This window comes from Flavobacterium sp. CR10 (genome assembly GCF_055814415.1).
In genome coordinates, this window is sequence record NZ_CP185985.1 from 1,221,073 (window position 1) to 1,240,385 (window position 19,313).

The 19,313-nt window shown below is 35.1% G+C and carries 17 protein-coding genes; 1 reads left to right on the plus strand and 16 read right to left on the minus strand.

Features of this window, described 5'->3' with window-relative positions:
* Positions 1-9 precede the first annotated feature (9 nt).
* Entirely contained in the window at positions 10-1,563 is a 1,554-nt protein-coding gene (gene amaB, locus ACNRYB_RS05600; RefSeq protein WP_473729476.1) for an L-piperidine-6-carboxylate dehydrogenase, read from the plus strand.
* 61 nt (positions 1,564-1,624) lie between these two features.
* Here amaB and ACNRYB_RS05605 read toward each other — a convergent pair whose 3' ends face one another.
* From ACNRYB_RS05605 to ACNRYB_RS05680, 16 genes are all read right to left on the minus strand, one after another.
* Complete coding sequence (locus tag ACNRYB_RS05605; RefSeq protein ID WP_473729477.1) at positions 1,625-4,483, minus strand: pectate lyase family protein; 2,859 nt, start codon at positions 4,481-4,483, stop codon at positions 1,625-1,627.
* 468 nt (positions 4,484-4,951) lie between these two features.
* Positions 4,952-5,722 (minus strand): Bax inhibitor-1/YccA family protein, encoded by a 771-nt coding sequence (locus ACNRYB_RS05610; protein ID WP_473729478.1) that lies wholly within the window; start codon positions 5,720-5,722, stop codon positions 4,952-4,954.
* A gap of 163 nt (positions 5,723-5,885) precedes the next feature.
* Positions 5,886-7,277 (minus strand): NADH-quinone oxidoreductase subunit N, encoded by a 1,392-nt coding sequence (locus tag ACNRYB_RS05615; protein WP_473729479.1) that lies wholly within the window; start codon positions 7,275-7,277, stop codon positions 5,886-5,888.
* A gap of 66 nt (positions 7,278-7,343) precedes the next feature.
* Entirely contained in the window at positions 7,344-8,783 is a 1,440-nt protein-coding gene (locus tag ACNRYB_RS05620; protein WP_473729480.1) for a complex I subunit 4 family protein, read from the minus strand.
* Positions 8,784-8,793: 10 nt separating this feature from the next.
* Entirely contained in the window at positions 8,794-10,677 is a 1,884-nt protein-coding gene (gene nuoL, locus ACNRYB_RS05625) for an NADH-quinone oxidoreductase subunit L (protein WP_473729481.1), read from the minus strand.
* Positions 10,678-10,683: 6 nt separating this feature from the next.
* The gene (nuoK, locus tag ACNRYB_RS05630; protein ID WP_008466103.1) at positions 10,684-11,004 is read right to left on the minus strand and encodes an NADH-quinone oxidoreductase subunit NuoK; all 321 of its coding nucleotides are present in this window, start codon (positions 11,002-11,004) and stop codon (positions 10,684-10,686) included.
* Entirely contained in the window at positions 11,004-11,543 is a 540-nt protein-coding gene (locus ACNRYB_RS05635; RefSeq protein ID WP_066033069.1) for an NADH-quinone oxidoreductase subunit J family protein, read from the minus strand. Before ACNRYB_RS05635 ends, nuoK begins: the two co-directional genes overlap by 1 nt.
* Complete coding sequence (locus ACNRYB_RS05640; protein ID WP_129745948.1) at positions 11,544-12,089, minus strand: NuoI/complex I 23 kDa subunit family protein; 546 nt, start codon at positions 12,087-12,089, stop codon at positions 11,544-11,546. It lies immediately after the preceding gene.
* Between the two features lie 86 nt (positions 12,090-12,175).
* Entirely contained in the window at positions 12,176-13,228 is a 1,053-nt protein-coding gene (nuoH, locus tag ACNRYB_RS05645; protein ID WP_473729482.1) for an NADH-quinone oxidoreductase subunit NuoH, read from the minus strand.
* Positions 13,229-13,231: 3 nt separating this feature from the next.
* Positions 13,232-14,263: an NADH-quinone oxidoreductase subunit G gene (locus tag ACNRYB_RS05650; protein ID WP_473729483.1), complete on the minus strand. Its 1,032-nt coding sequence runs from the start codon at positions 14,261-14,263 to the stop codon at positions 13,232-13,234.
* A 92-nt stretch (positions 14,264-14,355) separates the two neighbouring features.
* Positions 14,356-15,726, minus strand: coding sequence for an NADH-quinone oxidoreductase subunit NuoF (gene nuoF, locus ACNRYB_RS05655; RefSeq protein WP_129745951.1), 1,371 nt, complete (start codon positions 15,724-15,726; stop codon positions 14,356-14,358).
* Between the two features lies 1 nt (position 15,727).
* Entirely contained in the window at positions 15,728-16,258 is a 531-nt protein-coding gene (locus ACNRYB_RS05660; protein ID WP_057115709.1) for a complex I 24 kDa subunit family protein, read from the minus strand.
* Between the two features lie 198 nt (positions 16,259-16,456).
* Positions 16,457-17,695: an NADH-quinone oxidoreductase subunit D gene (locus ACNRYB_RS05665; protein WP_129745952.1), complete on the minus strand. Its 1,239-nt coding sequence runs from the start codon at positions 17,693-17,695 to the stop codon at positions 16,457-16,459.
* A gap of 21 nt (positions 17,696-17,716) precedes the next feature.
* Positions 17,717-18,238, minus strand: coding sequence for an NADH-quinone oxidoreductase subunit C (locus ACNRYB_RS05670; RefSeq protein ID WP_129745953.1), 522 nt, complete (start codon positions 18,236-18,238; stop codon positions 17,717-17,719).
* A 1-nt stretch (position 18,239) separates the two neighbouring features.
* Positions 18,240-18,788: an NADH-quinone oxidoreductase subunit B gene (locus ACNRYB_RS05675; protein WP_129745954.1), complete on the minus strand. Its 549-nt coding sequence runs from the start codon at positions 18,786-18,788 to the stop codon at positions 18,240-18,242.
* 150 nt (positions 18,789-18,938) lie between these two features.
* Positions 18,939-19,304 carry an NADH-quinone oxidoreductase subunit A gene (locus ACNRYB_RS05680; protein ID WP_095929654.1) on the minus strand — a complete coding sequence of 122 codons (366 nt, stop codon included), beginning with the start codon at positions 19,302-19,304 and terminating at the stop codon, positions 18,939-18,941.
* Positions 19,305-19,313 lie beyond the last annotated feature (9 nt).

The following is a 19,313-nucleotide window of genomic DNA, read 5'->3' on the forward strand; positions in this document are numbered from 1 at the left end:
AAAGTTACAATGACAACAATAGCATCGCAATTTGGAATGAAGGAAGCTCTTGAAAAATTGGGCATCAAGACAATAAATGAAGGAACATCAACAGGAATTAATAATTTTTCATCTGGAGAAATCTTAGAGAGTTATTCGCCAGTTGACGGAAAATTAATTGCTTCGGTAAAAATGTCAACTGCTGAGGATTACGAAAAAGCAATTCAAACAGCTGCAGAAGCATTTAAAACTTTTAGATTGATTCCAGCGCCACAGCGTGGTGAAATTGTACGTCAGTTTGGAGAAAAATTAAGACAAAATAAAGATGCTCTTGGTAAATTGGTTTCTTACGAAATGGGAAAATCATTTCAGGAAGGTCTTGGAGAAGTTCAGGAAATGATAGATATCTGCGATTTTGCAGTTGGTTTATCTCGTCAGCTTCACGGATTAACAATGCATTCTGAAAGGCCAGGACATAGAATGTACGAGCAATATCATCCGTTGGGAATTGTTGGAATCATTTCAGCATTTAATTTTCCAGTCGCGGTTTGGTCTTGGAACACAGCTTTAGCATGGATTTCTGGTGATGTTTGCGTTTGGAAACCTTCTGAAAAAACACCTCTTTGCGGTATTGCTTGCCAGAATATTATAGCTCAGGTTATTAAAGAAAACAATCTTCCAGAGGGAATTTCGTGTTTAATAAACGGAGATTACAAAATAGGAGAGTTGTTGACTGCAGATACTCGTATTCCGCTTATTTCTGCAACAGGTTCAACTAGAATGGGGAAAATTGTTGCGCAGACTGTAGCAGGAAGATTAGGTAAATCTTTATTAGAATTAGGTGGAAACAATGCTATTATTGTTACTCCAGATGCCGATATTAAGATGACAGTTATCGGTGCAGTTTTCGGAGCTGTTGGAACGGCTGGACAGCGTTGTACTTCAACTCGTCGATTGATTATTCACGAAAGTATTTATGATAAAGTAAAAGATGCATTGGTGGCAGCTTACAAACAGTTAAGAATCGGAAATCCGCTTGATGAAAACAATCATGTTGGACCGCTAATTGATACTCATGCTGTAGAAATGTATGCGGCTGCCTTAAATAAAGTGGTAGCCGAAGGTGGAAAAATTTTGGTAGAAGGTGGAGTGCTTTCTGGTCAAGGTTATGAAAGCGGTTGTTATGTAAGACCTGCGATTGCCGAAGCGGAAAATTCATTTGAAATTGTACAGCATGAAACTTTTGCTCCAGTTTTATACTTAATTAAATATTCTGGAGAAGTAGAAAATGCAATCGAAATTCAAAACGGTGTTGCTCAAGGATTATCTTCTGCAATTATGACGAATAATTTACGTGAAGCCGAAAGATTTTTATCTGCAACAGGCTCTGACTGTGGAATTGCAAACGTAAATATCGGAACTTCTGGTGCAGAAATTGGCGGTGCTTTTGGTGGTGAAAAAGAAACTGGAGGCGGACGTGAATCAGGTTCAGATGCTTGGAAAATATATATGAGACGTCAAACCAATACAATCAATTATACTACAAATCTTCCGTTAGCGCAGGGAATTAAATTTGATTTGTAATTCATATTATCAGAAATAAAAAAGGCTTCCAAATTTGGAAGCCTTTTTCGTTAAGTTAGTTTTATTTTTTAATAAGTGTTTGGTTTATTGATCCATCAACAGTAATAATTTTGGCTAAATAAGTACCAGGAATTAAACTGCTTGTATCAATACTCTCAGAGTTTCCAGAATTAATTACCAAGTTTCCAGAAATGTTGTATATAAGCACACTCTGAACTTTTTGTTCTGGATCTGATAAGAATAAAGTGCTTGAAACTGGATTTGGATATAAAACTATTTTTGATGATTCTGTACTTTCTTTTGCAGTAGTTTCAGCTCCAACAGCCATTCTTAAAGTACTTCCGCTATAAACAGTGCTAATGTAAAATAAGTTGGCAACAGAACCTTTTGTTATGGTATGCGAACCAGCTGCAATTGATGCGGTTACAATACCAGCAGATGCAGTATAAGAAACGTTATCTACTTTAATAGTTCCAGTAAAGCTCGAATCGAAAACTAAAGTTAAAGTAGACGCACTTGTTGTTGTATACGTTATAGATGTGCTTGATTCTATTTTTAAACGCTCTGTTAATGTTAATCCGTTGTAAGTTACAGATCCAGGAGTTGAATTCATGTTTCCTGTAATAGAGTAGAATGTACTTGTTTTGCCAGATGTTGTAAAATTATGTAATTCAGATCCGCCACCTGAACTTGTAGTAACTGTTATTGTTCCTGATGCAGTTACAGGAGTTCCTGCGCTTCCTGAAGTTGTTACAGAATAAGATACGTTTGCAGTTGGAGTTCCTGTGATAGTTATCGTTTTTGCTGTTGTATTTTTTACAAAAGACAATCCAGAAGCAGGTAATCCTGTTACAGATGCGTCTGTAGCATTTCCACCCCAAGTAAATACAATCGAAGCAATAGCAGTTCCAGAAGAAACGGTTTGGCTATTATTTCCTGTTGAAGTTAAAGTTTGGTTTCCAGCAGCAGTAACTGTTACAGTTCCTGAACCAGTGGCTGGGGAACCACTAGTTCCAGAAGTTGCAATTGAGTACGAAACTGTTGCAGTTGGCGTACCAGAAATAGTTATCGTTTTAGCTGTAGTATTTTTTACAAAAGTCAATCCAGAAGCTGGCAATCCAGTTACGGTTGCATCAGTTGCATCTCCTCCCCATGTAAATACTATTGAAGAAATTGCAGTACCGCTTGCAACAGTTTGATTGTTGTTTGAAGCAGAAGTCAAAGTTAGAGTCTGCGTTCCAGCAGGCGGATTTCCTTCACCTTGTACAGCAACTAAAGTTCCTGAATAGTTTGTAAGAGCTGTTTTCAAAGCTGTAATAACTAAAGAAGAAGTATCATCTGTAGCATTGTTAAATGTCCATTTTAGATCTCCACCAGATACACGTCCTGCATATTGAGTTGTTTTTGTTTTCGCAGCAGCAGGAGTATCGATAGTTAGATTTTTTACATACAAATTAGCATCTGTATCAAAGTTGTTGTAGGTATTTGCACCCGATTTAGATTTTACAGCACTGCTTACCACTTCTCCTCTTGTTGTAGCTACATAAGCATCGAAATCTGTTGTTGAGCTTATTTTTCCTGCGATGTTATACAAAGGATTAGGATCGTTGTATGCTACAAAACGCATGTTGTTTGTTCCATTAGAAGCGTCAAAAGTATTGTTGAAAGCTTTAATGCTTCCTCCAGCTTCACCAGAGAATGTTCCCATTGTTCCGGCATTATTCACTTGATTGGCTTCGTCCCAAATGTCAGAACCTTGAAGAGAAGTTAACATTGGATGTTTGCTGTTTCTGTAATAATTTCCTTCAACGAAAAGAGAAGAACCTAGAGTTGAACCTGCACCATATTTAGAAACTCCGTCATAATAGTTGTTGTAAATATGTGCTGAATAATAGCGCACACGCGGGTGACGAGAATCGGAGTGATCAAACCAGTTATGGTGGTACGTGATGTACAATCCTGAAGTTGTTCCTTCGCTTAAGCCTAAAAGACTTGCTTTTCCGTTATCCCAAAAGTGGTTGTAAGATAATGTAATATAAGTTGAAGTTTTATTGTCTAATGCTCCGTCACCTTTTATCTGGTCGGCATCGCTTCCTGCATTTCCGTAAAATAAATCACAGTTGTGAACCCATACGTGATCATTGTCCTGCTGCATTCCTACATTATCTCCTGCAGTACTATTACAGTTCATAAAACCAAGGTTGCTTACTTCTATATTTGAAGCCGATTTTAATCTAACTCCCCATCCGTTCGCTACAGCGTCGTCACCAATACCTTCAATTGTTACATAGCTAGAAGCATTGTTTGCATTTTCAATAACTACGTCGCCACCTTCCATAACCGTCATATCAGTGATATTTCCAATTAAACGAATGATAAATGGACGCGTATCTTTTCCTTTTTTAATGGCGTAAAGAATATTTTGAAGACCAACGCAAGGATTTGCGCTAGCTCCAGTAATATTCATCGAAATTGTGTTTTTGGTATTTTGTGTAATGTAAAGGATTACAGCATTGTCTTTAGGAGTTCCGTCAGCTTTGTATCCTCCAGGAACACGTCCGCCTTCAAAAGCAAATCCATTTCTGTCGTGTGCGGCTACTGTTAAATTGCCTGTTGTAGCTCCAGTTCCTTCAGTACCGTTTACAACAGGTTTTACTTTTACAGTATAAGTTCCAGCTTTAAGACCTGGAATATCAGCACGAAAATAAGAACCATAACTTCTAATAAGCTGGTCATCTATTTTTTGGTCTGTAAATCCGTTTCCTGTATAATACACATTGTAGGTTTGGGCACCACTGACTGGTTGCCATTTTACAAAAGCAGATTCTAGCCAGCCAGAAGCTTCATTAATTTGAATGGTTTGGGCCCATAATTGAACTGTCATAAGAAAGACAGCCACGAAAAGTAGGTTTTTTTTCATAAGGTTTGTTTAAGATAGTTAATATAATAAGTAAGTGGTTTTTACTTACGATTCCAAGTGGTTTAATTGTAATCGATTACACAAAATTATATATTAATTTTTAATAGTATAATTTTTTTACTAAAAAAAAGAGGATACTTAAATTATTTAGCTTTTAAAATGTTAAAAATGTAATAAATTGCATTGATTGTAATTTATTACATATAATCAATTAATTGTGGAAAGCCGTATTTTTCTCGCTTTTAACAATTCGAAAAGTTTAAACAAAATGGAGATTGAGAGTCTGTAATTTTTTTTATTGCAATAAATTACATTTTAAATTTTGTAGGAAATAGATTCTTTTCATGTTTTGAATAGCAGATTATTCCTAGAAGTTTTGATGTTTATAATCAGAAAAATAATTGGTTGAAATAAAAAAGCCTTTCTGATTTTACTCAAAAAGGCTTTTGGATTATTTAAAAGAGACTGTTAGTCTTTACTCGAAAGTTTTGATAAAAGTCTTAAGAATTCGATATACAACCAAACCAATGTAATCATTAATCCCATTGCCCCGTACCATTCCATGAATTTTGGCATTTTTTCTCTTGCGCCTTTTTCAATTAAGTCAAAATCTAAGAAAAGGTTAAGAGCTGCTATAATGATAACAAAAACACTAATACCAATGCTCATCATAGAATTTCCGTAGTGAACAGGAGTCCAGCTTGTAAACATAGAGACAACCCAAGAAATTAAATAATATGTAGCAATTGCTAATGTTGCCGCAACGACAACAGATTTAAATTGTTCCGTAACTTTAACTATTCTAAATTTATACAAACCAAGACAAACCAAGAAAGTAACCAAAGTTGCTCCAACTGCATTAATTACAATTCCAGGAAATTTTAATTCAAATATTGCAGAAATACCTCCTATGAATAATCCTTCAAATAATGCATATCCTGGAGCTAGGTAAGGAGACAGCTGTGGTTTGAACGAAGAAACCAATACTAAAATGAAACCAACAATTGCTCCTCCAATTGTAGGCAACATCGGGTTCATTCCGTTAAAAGTCATCCACCATGTTACCATAGCAGCACCGCATAAAATAAGGAATAAGATTGCTGTTTTGTTGATTGTTCCAGATACCGTCATTTCTTGATTGTAATCAATAATCTGAGCTTGGTGTACTTCTGTTCTTGGTTCAGCATTTGATGAAAAACGCTTACTGTTTAAAAATGGATTTTTTGAATTAAAGTTCATATTTTAATACATTTAATTGAACTCAAATATATGGAGATTTTTTGAAGTGTAATTATTGGAAAGAATTTTTTAACATGAATTTCTGTTCTTATGTAAGGCATAAAAAAAATCCATTAAAAATTAATTTAATGGATTTCTAAATATTTTTAATTAAGAAATTATCTTATTTCAATAAGTCTAAAACTAATGATGGAAATAAGCCTAATGCAATGTTTAAAACAATTGATACCACAGCTGTAGCATAAATAAGGAATGGTTTTCCTGTTCTTTCTTGATTAGGTTCTTTAGAATACATTGCGATGATCAGTTTGAAATAATACCCAACACTAATGATTGAGTTGATCACAGCAACAATTACTAAACCAATATATCCTGCTTGAATAGTTTGGTTGAATAAGAATAGTTTAGCAAAGAATCCAGAGAAAATAGGAATTCCGGCCATTGATAATAACGAAGCTGTAAGAACAGCAGCCAATAGCGGATTTGTTTTTCCTAAACCGTGGAAGTTTGTAATATCTTCATTATCTTGATCTCTGCAAACATATAAGATTACACTAAAAGCTGCGATCCCTGCCAATGCATAAGCAGCAGTATAATATAATAGAACTCCAGCAGAAGCAGAAACAGTCAATAATGTCATTAACATGAAACCTGCATGAGAGATTCCTGAGAAAGCAAGCATACGTTTTACGTTTACTTGTCTTAATGCCATAATATTACCTACAGACATTGAAGCGATAGAGATAATAACTACAATAACTTCAAACGTATGTAAAAGATCTTGGTTTTCTAAAGAAGAAATCACGTTCATTCCAGAAATCAACTTAAATAAAGTTGCAATAGCTACTACTTTTGCTAAAGTACTCATTAAAGCTGTTGTTAGAGCTGGAGAACCTTCGTACACGTCTGGAGCCCAGAAGTGGAAAGGAACAGCCGCAACTTTAAATAACATTCCGATAATCATTAAAATTAATCCAATAGGAAACCAGATTGGTAATTCTGCAGATAAAGCGCTTTCGTGGATTTCACTTATATCAAAAGTTCCCATTGCTCCGTAAATCAAACAGATTCCGAATAAGATAATTCCAGAAGCAAAAGATCCCATTAAGAAATATTTCATACCTGCTTCGTTACTTTTTATATTCAAACGGTCGCTAGCAGCTAAAACATATAATGCAATAGACAAGATTTCGATTCCTAAGAAGAACATGGCTAAGTTTCCAAAAGAAACCATCGCTACAGCTCCAGCTAGTAAGAAAACTTTAATAGCAACATAATCAGAAATTTTCGTTGGGTGATTATGGTAAAAATTATGACTTAATGCTACAAGGAAAATAGTCAAAACGATAAACAATGATGAAAAAGCTGTAGAAAACTTACTCACTGCTATCATGTTGTTGTAATAACTTTGTTCTGCTCCAAATTCACAGTAATTAAGTGCCAATACGCCTAATAAACCCAAAATGGTAATAGGAACGATCGCCTTTCTTAAATTAAGAATTTCAAACAATAGGCAGAAAATACCCAATCCTGTTATAGCTATTAATGTATTCATTTTTATCTTTTTGATTTAGGATTTCAATTTTAAGCTTAAATCCTAATTTATTTTTTGTTTAAAATATTAGTTCTTATTGATAACTTGTAAAATGTTTTCCAAGCTTGGTGTAATCAAATCTGTGATTGGTTTTGGATAGAAACCAAAGAATAATAAAACTGCAATAATTACAGCAAATGAAATTCCTTCGTTAAGCGTAACATCTGCAAAAGCTTTAGAATTAGTTTCTCCTAACATTACATGCTGGAACATTCTTAGCATATAGTAAGCACCTAGAATAATAGTAGTACCGCCAAGAATAGCAAACCAGATATTGATTTGAGATAAACTGTATAATACTGTAAACTCTCCAACGAAGTTAAATGTACTTGGTAATGCAACAGAAGCTAATACTAAGATTAAAAACATCGATGTGAATTTTGGAGATTGAGCACGGATTCCGCCCATTTCACCAATTTCTCTAGTTTCGTATCTTCTGAAAATTACTTCAGCAGCAAAAAACAATCCTACCACAACAAAACCGTGAGCGATCATTTGCATGACTGAACCTCTAAAACCATCAAGAGTCAAAGTGTAAGATCCAGCAGCAATTAATCCAACGTGAGCAAGAGAAGAATAAGCTAATAGTTTTTTCAAATCTTTTTGTCTCAACGCTACAATTGAACCATAGATTACACCTGCAATTCCTAAAGCAATAAAAATATGCATGTATTCTTTAGCCGCGATTGGTGCAAGTGGCAATTGCCAACGTAGAACACTGTACAATCCCATTTTTAGCATGATACCAGATAAAAGCATTGTTCCAACTGTTGGCGCTTTTTGGTACACATTTGCCTGCCAAGTGTGGAAAGGAATAATTGGAATTTTGATAGCATAAGCTAAGAAGAAAGCCAAGAAAATCCAGAATTGCTCGCAAGCAGATAAGTTTACTTTGTATAAATCTTCGATTAAGAAAGAACCAGCTTTTGTGTATAAATAAATAAAAGCAGTCAACATGAATAACGAACCAGCAAGTGTGTAAATAAAGAATTTAACCACTGCTTTTCTGCGTTCTTCAGCATCGCCATTACCCCAAATCAAAGCAATAAAGTAGATTGGAATAAGTGCTAACTCCCAGAAAATGTAGTATAAAAGACCGTCAGCTGCTAAGAAAGTTCCCGCCATAGCAAAAGCCATAAACAAGATTAATCCATAAAAGCCTTTTGCATTTTTATATTCATTTCCAAAAGAAGAAAATATAATAATCGGAGTTAAAGCTGCAGTTAATAAAACCATTGCAAGCCCAAGTCCGTCACCATTTAAAGCGAAAGAAATTTTTGGCTGATTGATCCAGCTGCTGATTACGCTGATATTTTCGCCAGCATTATAATTATTCAATAATACAATTGAACATCCTAAAGCTGCTAAACTAAATAATAAAGCAACTTTTGAAGCTAGTTTGTCACCAGAAAAATAAGTGGCAAATGCACCAATTAAAAGTATAATTAATATAGTAGAAACGTTCATAGTAATAATATTATTGAGCTAAAAATATATAGGAAACAATTGCGCAAAGTCCTAAAACAAAAACAAATAGATATAATCCTATACTTCCGGTTTGTAATTTTTTTCCTTGGAAAGCAATTTCGTTTGCTATTTTACCTAATCCAAAAACAAGAGCAGATAATCCTGTCTCGATATAGTCTCTAAAGAATTTAGATAAACTATTAATTGGCTGAACAAATACTGCATCGTAAACTTCGTCTACATAATATTTGTTGTATAAAACTTTGCTTAAACCAGTAATGTTTTCATCAGATTCAGGAACATTATCTTGTTTAAAGTATTTAACGTAAGCAATTAAAATTCCTAGTAATCCACCTAGAACTGCAACACCCATTAAAGTGTATTCAGTTGTGCCTAAATGGTGTTCTTCTCCAGCTACTTTCGTGAAAAGAGGAGCAAGGTATCCATTTAACCAGCTGTTTCCAGGTAAACTGATCAATCCTCCAAAAGTTGCCAAAATAGCTAAGATGATAAGCGGAATAGTAATTAATGAACCACTTTCGTGTAAGTGATGTTTTTGTTCTTCAGTACCTCTAAATTCTTTGAAGAAAGTCAAGAACATTAAACGGAACATATAAAAAGCTGTCATGATTGAAGCAACTGATCCAACAACGTATAGTGGAATACTGTGGTGGAAAGCTGTCAATAAAATTTCGTCTTTAGAAAAGAATCCTGAGAAAAATGGAACTCCAGAAATTGCTAATGAAGAAATTAACATGGTCCAGAAAGTGATTGGCATCGCTTTACGCAAACCTCCCATGTTACGCATATCTTGCTCTCCGTGTAATCCGTGAATTACAGATCCAGATCCTAAGAATAAACAAGCTTTAAAAAAAGCGTGAGTAATTACGTGGAAAACCGCTACTTCATAAGCTCCAAATCCTAATGCTAAGAACATTAAACCTAATTGTGAAACTGTAGAGTAAGCCAATACTTTTTTGATATCGGTTTGAACTAATCCAATTGTAGCAGCAACCAATGAAGTGATAGCTCCAATAATTGCAATTACAGATTGAACATCTGTTGCAAGGTCAAAAACAAAGTTTAATCTTGTTACCATAAAGATACCAGCAGTAACCATCGTAGCCGCGTGGATTAATGCAGAAACTGGAGTTGGTCCAGCCATCGCATCAGGTAACCAAGTGTATAACGGAATCTGAGCAGATTTACCGCAAGCTCCAATAAACAAACATAAAGCCGCTAAAGAAAGTAATGGTAAATTTAAGTTAGTAGCTCCAGCAATTGCCGTTTTTAAAGTTGCATAATCTAATGTCGAGAACATCGTTCCGATGATGAACATTCCGATTAGAAGACCTAAATCTCCAATTCTGTTCATGATGAAAGCTTTTTTCGCGGCATCATTGTATTCTTGGTTTTTATACCAAAATCCAATTAATAGGTAAGAACAAAGTCCAACACCTTCCCATCCAATGAAAAGAACCAATAAGTTGCTTCCAATTACAAGTGTAATCATGAAGAAAACGAATAGATTTAAATAGGCAAAAAACTTGTGCATATTTTCATCATCGTGCATGTAACTGATAGAGTATAAGTGAATCAAAGATCCGATTCCAGTTACAAAAAGTAACCAAAGAACAGATAATTGATCTAATAAAAATCCAAGATTGATTTTTAAGTTGCTAATTTGAATCCAATCAAATAAAGTAACTTCGATTCCTTTTCCAGTCGAAGTTATTTGATTAAAAAGTAAAAGAGAAACTACAAAAGAAATTGCTACGGCAATAGTTCCGATTGCACCAGAAACTGTTTTTCCTAAGCTTTTTCCAAAAAAGACATTTACTAGAAAACCTAGTAAAGGAGTTAAAACTAAAATTAAAGCTAAATTGGTATCCATTTCTGATTATCCTTTTAAATTTTTTAAATTATCGATACTGATTGATCCGATATTTCTAAAGATAGAAACTAAAATGGCCAATCCTACCGCAACTTCGGCTGCAGCAACCGCCATCGAGAAGAACACAAAAACTTGTCCTTGTGCATCTTGATGATAAGTTGAAAAAGCAACAAATAAAAGGTTTACCGCATTCAACATAATTTCGATAGACATGAAAACGATAATAGCATTTCGTCTGTACAATACACCAAAAATACCAATACAGAAAAGTACAACACTTAAAAAGATGTAGTTTTCAATACCTATTTGATTTAATATATTACCCATTATTTATTTAATTTTTCTTTTTTAGACAATAGAACTGTTCCAATCATAGCAACCAAAAGTAAGATCGAAGCAAATTCAAAAGGAACCATATACTCGTCCAATAGGATTTTACCTAAAACTTTAATTGATTGGAAATCTTCTCCAGTAGAATCGTATTCACCAACAATTGGTTTCGAATTAATAAAGATTGCAATTAAAACAATCAATATTAAACAGAAAGACACAATAGCGCCTAAACGTGTAATTCTAGGACGGTGAACTTCTCGCTGTTCGTTCAGGTTCATCAACATGATCGTAAACAGGAACAGAATCATAATAGCTCCGGAGTAGACTATTATATGTACAACAGCTAAGAACTGAGAATTTAATAGTAAATAATGACCAGCAATAGAAAAGAAACAGATCACTAAGTAAATAGCCGAGTGAATCGGGTTTCTGCTGAAAATAGTCAAGAAAGCAGTAATAACGGTAATAAACGCTAAAAAGCAAAAGATAACTTGAATAGTTGTTGCGTGTGCAAAATCAGGAATATGTATCATTTAGTTCGCGTTTTTAAGTTGAGCATTTTTCAAAGCCATTTCTAAAGGCATTACTAATTTATCTTTCCCGAAAATGAAATCTTCTCTATTGTAGTTAGCAGGAACCAATACTTTAGATTCTGTTAAGTAAATAGCGTCTTTTGGACAAGCTTCTTCACATAAACCACAGAAAATACAACGAAGCATATTGATTTCGTATATCTCAGCGTATTTTTCTTCTCTATATAAGTGTTTTTCATCAGGCTTACGTTCTGCAGCTTTCATAGTGATCGCTTCAGCAGGACATGATAATGCACATAATCCGCAAGCAGTACAGTTTTCACGGCCTTGCTCATCGCGTTTCAACATGTGCTGACCACGGTAAACTGGACTCATTTCACGAACCTGTTCTGGGTAATGAATGGTAACTTTTTTTCTGAAAAGGTGTTTTACAGTAATAAATAAACCTTTTACAATCGCCACAAGATACAATCGTTCAACAAAAGACATCTCCTTATTTGAGACCACCTTTTTTCTACCCGATAATGATATAGTTTCTATTGACATTTTTACTATTATAGTTTATGATTTACAATTTGATATCAATCAAATTCAAAATCTATTTTGTTTTTATTTGAAGCTTGTTACGGTTCTTAGAATCCTAAAGCTGCTGCAATATCGTGTCTTAAAATAACAACGCCCGTAATCATGATATTAATAATCGAAAGCGGAATTAAAATTCTCCAGCCTAAGTTCATTAATTGGTCATATCTAAATCTTGGAATAGTCCAACGTACCCACATGTAGAAGAATATGAAGAAACATATTTTTATAAATAATGCTCCAATTCCTAATAAGTTAGCTGTATTTACGCCTACATTTTCTACCATCCATTGCATTCCTGGGTAGTTGTATCCACCGAAGAATAATACAGAAATAATAGTAGAAGAGATAAACATACTTGCATATTCAGCAAATAAATAGAATCCCATTTTCATTGATGAATATTCTGTATGGTAACCTCCAATTAACTCGTTTTCACATTCTGCTAAGTCAAATGGAGTTCTGTTTGTTTCTGCAAACGAACAGATTAAGAAAATTAAGAATGATAACGGCTGATAAAAAACATTCCAGTTCATTCCTTGCTGCTGTAATGAGATTTCTTTTAAACTCATTGTTCCAGTCATCATCAATAAAGCAATAATTGATAATCCCATTGCAATTTCGTAAGAAACCATTTGAGAAGCTGCACGTATAGCTCCCATCAAAGAGAATTTGTTGTTAGAAGCCCATCCACCAATCATGATGCCGTAAACTCCTACAGAAAGAACTCCGAAAATGTATAATAAAGCAATATTTACGTCGGTAGCTTGAAGAATAATGTCTCTTCCAAAAAGATGCAAACGATCTCCCCACGGAATTACAGCACTTGTCATCAAGGCTGTACTCATCGCGATTGCAGGTCCAACTACGAATAAAAATCTATTTGGCGTATTTGGGAAAAACTCTTCTTTAGAGAATAATTTCATACCATCTGCAAGCGGCTGTAATAATCCCCCCCATCCAGCACGGTTTGGTCCAACACGATCCTGCAAGAAAGCAGCAACTTTACGTTCTGCCCAAGTAGAATACATTGCCATAATCATTGTTACCGCAAAAACGACAACAATAACAACACTCTTTTCTATAATAAATGCACTTTCCATTTCTTATTGTTTTTGGTCTTTATCAGTTAATGGAATTGCTGCCATACTAATTTTTTTACGGTCGATATCTCTACCTAAAAGAATGTTCTTTTCTGTATCGATGGTAACTTTCTCTAATCTTTGAGTGTAGTTGTTTTGGTTGATTACAGAGTCTTTTTCAAATTCTCTTGGTCCTTCAATTACCCAGTCATTTACATCTTTGTGGTCAAAACGGCAGCTGTTGCAAATGAATTCTTCAACTTCATGGTACTCGTCTTTACGACCAGTTACACGCTGAATTTCTCCACCAAACATCCAAACTGTAGTTTTACCGCAACATCCTGGAGTTGTACACTCTCTGTGCGCATTATAAGGTTTGTTAAACCAAACTCTTGATTTAAAACGGAAAGTTTTGTCTGTTAAAGCTCCAACTGGGCAAACGTCAATCATGTTTCCAGAAAACTCATTGTCGATTGCTTTAGAAATACCAGTTGAAATATTAGCGTGATCACCACGGTCTAATACTCCGTGAACTCTGTTGTCTGTCAATTGATCTGCAACTTGTACACATCTCTGGCATAAAATACAACGGTTCATGTGAAGTTGAATATTTGGACCAATATCTTCCGGTTCAAATGTTCTTTTTTCTTCGATGTAACGTGATTTCGGATTTCCGTGCTCAAAACTTAAATTCTGTAAATCACATTCTCCAGCCTGGTCACAAATAGGACAGTCTAATGGGTGATTGATTAATAAAAATTCTGTTACAGATTTACGAGCCTCAGTTACTCTTGCAGACGACTTGCTGTTTACTTCCATACCATCCATACATCCTGTTACACAAGATGCCATTAATTTTGGCATTGGTCGTGGGTCAGCTTCACTACCTTTAGAAACTTCAACTAAACAACAACGACATTTACCGCCGCTGCCTTTTAATTTTGAGTAATAGCACATGGCTGGCGGCACCAAATCTCCACCAATCATACGTGCAGCCTGCAGGATCGTTGTTCCTGGTTCTACGTCTATACTTTGACCGTCTATGGTTACTTTCATCTCTTTATGATTTGAATGTTGAAAGTCGGAATATTGAAAAGAATTGCTGTCCTTTTTAACATTATGAACTTTATAACTTTCTGCTTTTTATATTATACGACTACTTTACCGCCAACTAAATGTTTTACTTGTGAAAAAGGTTCAGCGACAAAGTGATCTCTATTTTTGATTTTTTCAGGGAAACGAACGTGATATTCGAACTCATCTCTAAAGTGACGAATTGCCGCAGCTACTGGCCAGGAAGCAGCATCACCAAGTGGACAGATTGTGTTTCCTTCAATTTTGCTTTGAATGCTCCACAATAATTCGATATCTTCTTCACGGCCTTGACCGTTTTCGATTCTCCATAAGATTTTTTCTAACCATCCTGTTCCTTCACGGCAAGGCGTACATTGCCCGCAAGATTCGTGGTGGTAGAAACGGGCAAAGTTCCAAGTGTTTCTAACGATACAAGCTGTATCGTTGTAAACAATAAATCCTCCAGAACCTAACATAGATCCAGTAGCAAAACCACCATCGCTAAGAGATTCGTAAGTCATTAAACGATCTTCGCCGTTTGCTGTTTTGAAAATCAAATCAGCAGGTAAGATTGGCACAGATGAACCTCCAGGTACAAATGCTTTTAGTGGACGATCAGAAGACATTCCTCCTAGATATTCATCAGAATTCATGAATTCGTCAACACTTAATCCTAATTCAATTTCGTAAACTCCAGGATTTTTGATATGTCCAGAAGCAGAAATTAATTTAGTTCCAGTAGAACGTCCGATACCAATTTTTGCATAATCATCACCAGAATTGTTTACAATCCATGGCACAGTCGCAATAGTTTCAACGTTGTTTACTACAGTTGGATTTGCCCAAAGACCAGAAACCGCTGGGAAAGGTGGTTTAATACGAGGATTTCCTCTTTTACCTTCCAATGATTCGATTAATGCTGTTTCTTCTCCACAGATATAAGCTCCAGCTCCACAGTGAACGTGAAGTTCAAGATCATAACCTGTTCCTAATATATTTTTTCCTAACCATCCGGCAGCTTTTGCTTCGGCGATTGCTCTTTCTAAGATTTTAAAAACCCACATATATTCTCCACGGATGTAGATATAAGATAGGTTGGCACCCAAAGCGTAGCTCGAAGTAATCATTCCTTCGATCAATAAGTGAGGAATAAATTCCATCAAATAACGATCTTTGAATGTTCCAGGCTCAGACTCGTCGGCATTACAAACTAAGTGTCTTGGTCTTCCTGATTTTTTATCAATAAAGCTCCATTTCATTCCGGCAGGGAAACCCGCACCACCACGACCACGTAATCCTGATTTTTTTACTTCTTCAGTAACTTCATCTGGAGTAAGTGTTTTTAAAGCTTTTTCTACAGAAGCGTAACCACCATTTTGGCGATACACTTCGTAGGTTTTAATTCCAGGAATATTGATTTTATCTAATAATATTTTTTGTGACATCTTATTTATCGTGTAATATTATTTTATCATCTCTACAATCAGCAATGATCTGATCGATTTTCTCTTCTGTCAGTTTCTCTTTGTAGAAATCTCCCAACTGCATCATTGGAGCGTATCCGCAAGCACCTAAACATTCTACACCAGCAATAGTGAACATTCCGTCTGGAGTTGTTTCACCCATTTTAATGCCCAATTTTTCAGAAGTATAATCCATTAAATCTTCGGCACCACGTAAGCAGCAACAAGAAGTCTGGCAGAATTCAAACATGTACTTGCCAATTGGCTTCTGGTTGAACATCGTATAGAAAGTAACCACTTCATAAACCTCGATTGGTTTTATCTGAAGAATCTCGGCAACTTTATCTTGCAATTCAATACTAAGCCAGTTGTTGTGTGCATCCTGAACTTCGTGCAAAACAGGCAATAAAGCCGATTTTTGTTTGCCCTCAGGATAATGACTGATTAATTCATTGATGCGGTTCATCAATGCCTCAGTCATGTTTATTTCTTGTTTGTAATGTTTACGTTCCATTTTTAATTTTAGATTTCAGATTTTAGATTTTAGATTTTTTCAATCTTTGTCTACAATCTATGATTCTTCAATCATTGTTTAAGTTTTAGATTCTTCAATCTGAATTTTTCAATTCCTAATTATAATTTTAAATCTAAATTCTAAAATCTGCATCCTCATTCAGCAATCTAAAATCTATAATCTAAAATCTATAATCTGTTAGGCGTCTAATTCTCCTGCAATTACGTTCAAACTTGAAAGGATGATAATTGCATCAGAAAGCATGGCACCTTTAATCATTTCTGGGAATGCTTGATAATAAATAAAGCATGGTCTTCTGAAATGTAATCTATATGGAGTTCTACTTCCGTCTGTTACCAAATAGAAACCGATTTCTCCATTTCCTCCTTCTACAGGGTGATAGATTTCTGCAACTGGTACAGGAACTTCTCCCATTACGATCTTAAAGTGATAAATTAAAGATTCCATAGATGTGTAAACATCTTCTTTTGGAGGAAGGTAGTAATCTGGAACTTCAGCATGGTATTCGTTTCCAGGAGGCATTTTTTCTAAAGCCTGACGAATAATGCTTAAACTTTCCCAAACTTCAGCATTACGAACACAGAAACGATCATAAGTGTCTCCTGATTTTCCAACAGGAACAATAAAATCAAAATCTTCGTAAGATGAGTAAGGTTGTGCAACACGTACATCATAATCAACGCCTGCAGCACGTAAGTTTGGACCTGTAAATCCGTAAGCCATTGCTTTTTCAGCAGTGATTCCACCAACATTTACAGTTCTATCAAGGAAAATTCTATTTCTCTCAAATAAGTTTTGGAATTCTTCCCAAACTGGTGGGAATTCTTCTAAGAATTTGTCTAGCTTTTTGAAAACTTCTGGAGACCAGTCTCTTTCAAAACCACCAATTCTTCCCATATTTGTAGTCAGACGAGCTCCACAAATTTCTTCGTAGATCTCGTAGATTTTCTCTCTAAATTGGAAAACGTATAAGAAACCAGTATACGCACCAGTATCAACACCCAAAATCCCGTTACAGATGATATGGTCTGTAATACGAGCCAACTCCATAACGATAACTCTTAAATATTGAGCTCTTTTAGGAACTTCAATGCCCAATAGTTTTTCTACTGTCATCCACCATCCCATATTATTAATAGGAGATGAACAATAGTTCATACGGTCTGTAAGAGGTGTAATTTGATAAAAAGGACGATTTTCGGCAATTTTTTCGAATGCTCTATGGATGTAGCCAATAGTTGGCTCAGCTTCAAGAATTTTTTCACCATCCATCAGTAGGATATTTTGGAAAATACCGTGTGTCGCAGGGTGTGTAGGACCTAAATTTAGTACAGAAAGTTCGCTTCCGTCTTCATTTAGTCTCTCCTTAATTATTTTAGCATAACGATGCTCTGGTGGTAATAATAGTTCTGACATTTTATAATGTTGAATTATTTTTTAGCAATTTGATGTTGTTCTTCCGAAGAATCTATCATCCTTATCTGTTCTTCCGCTGTCTTCCAATGGGAATTCTTTTCTCATTGGGTGAGACTGCATTTCGTCCATATTTAAAATACGTTTCAATTGAGGATGCCCTATAAAGTTAATCCCAAAGAAATCGTAAGTTTCTCTTTCCATCCAGTTTGAACTCAAGAAAATATTTGAAACGGATTTAATTTCTGGTTTTTCACCGTTTAAGAAAACTTTGATTTTTAATCTTTTGTTTTCGTACCAGTTGTGTAAATGATAAACAACTGCAAACTGACGTTCTGTTTCGTTATCTGGATAGTGAATTCCGCATAAATCTGTTAAGAAGTGAAAACGTAATTCCGGATCATTTTTAAGGAATAGAATCAAGGGCGTGATTTTATCAGCCGAAGCTTCTAAAGAAAAAATATCTCTTTCTTGCTGAAAGTTAAAAACATCGTTATTAAATGTTTCTACAAGTTTGTCTTGAATCAGGGTATTTTCTAAGGCCATCTTATGAGATATTATATGAAGCTAATAATTCTTGGTATTCTGGTGAGCTTCTTCTTCTTACAGATTCGCTTTTTACCAATTCCTGAAGTCTCATAACTCCATCAACAATTTGTTCTGGTCTTGGCGGGCATCCAGGTACATAAACATCAACAGGAATTACTTTGTCAATTCCTTGAAGAACAGAATACGTATCAAAAACACCTCCTGAAGAAGCACATGCCCCAACGGCAATTACCCATCTAGGCTCAGCCATTTGCTCATACACTTGTCTTAAAATTGGAGCCATTTTTTTAGAAATAGTTCCCATTACAAGTAACATATCTGCCTGACGAGGAGAGAAACTCACACGCTCAGAACCAAAACGCGCTAAATCGTAATGAGATGCCATTGTCGCCATGAACTCAATACCACAGCATGAAGTCGCGAAAGGAAGCGGCCATAATGAGTTAGCTCTTGCTAAACCAACAACATCACTAAGTTTTGTGGCGAAGAAACCTTCACCAGTAACTCCTTCTGGCGGCGCAACCATATTTACTTTTGAATCGCTCATTTTATTTTAGATTTCTGATTTTAGATTTTAGATTTTTTGTAATCTTAAAAGGTAAAATCAATTTTTTAAATCAGTACTTTAAATTTGAGTTCAAATTTTAAATCTCAATATTAGATAAATCTCAAATATCAGATCTAAAATCTAAAATCGTTATTCCCACTCTAATGCTTTCTTTTTGATGATGTAAAAGAAACCAACTAAAAGTAAAGACATGAAAACTAACATTTTTAACATTCCTTCAATTCCTAAGTCTTTGAAGTTTACTGCCCAAGGGTAAAGGAAGATTACCTCTACGTCGAATAATACGAACAATATGGCTACTAAGAAGTATTTTACAGAGAATGGGATACGAGCGTTACCAACAGATTCGATACCACATTCGAAGTTTTTATCTTTAACTTCAGAGGTTCTTCTAGGTCCTAATTTTCCAGAAATAATGATTGTTCCTACCACAAAACCAACAGCTAGAATAAACTGCATTAAAATAGGAATGTAACTGTATTGATCAGATTGCATAAACTTCGG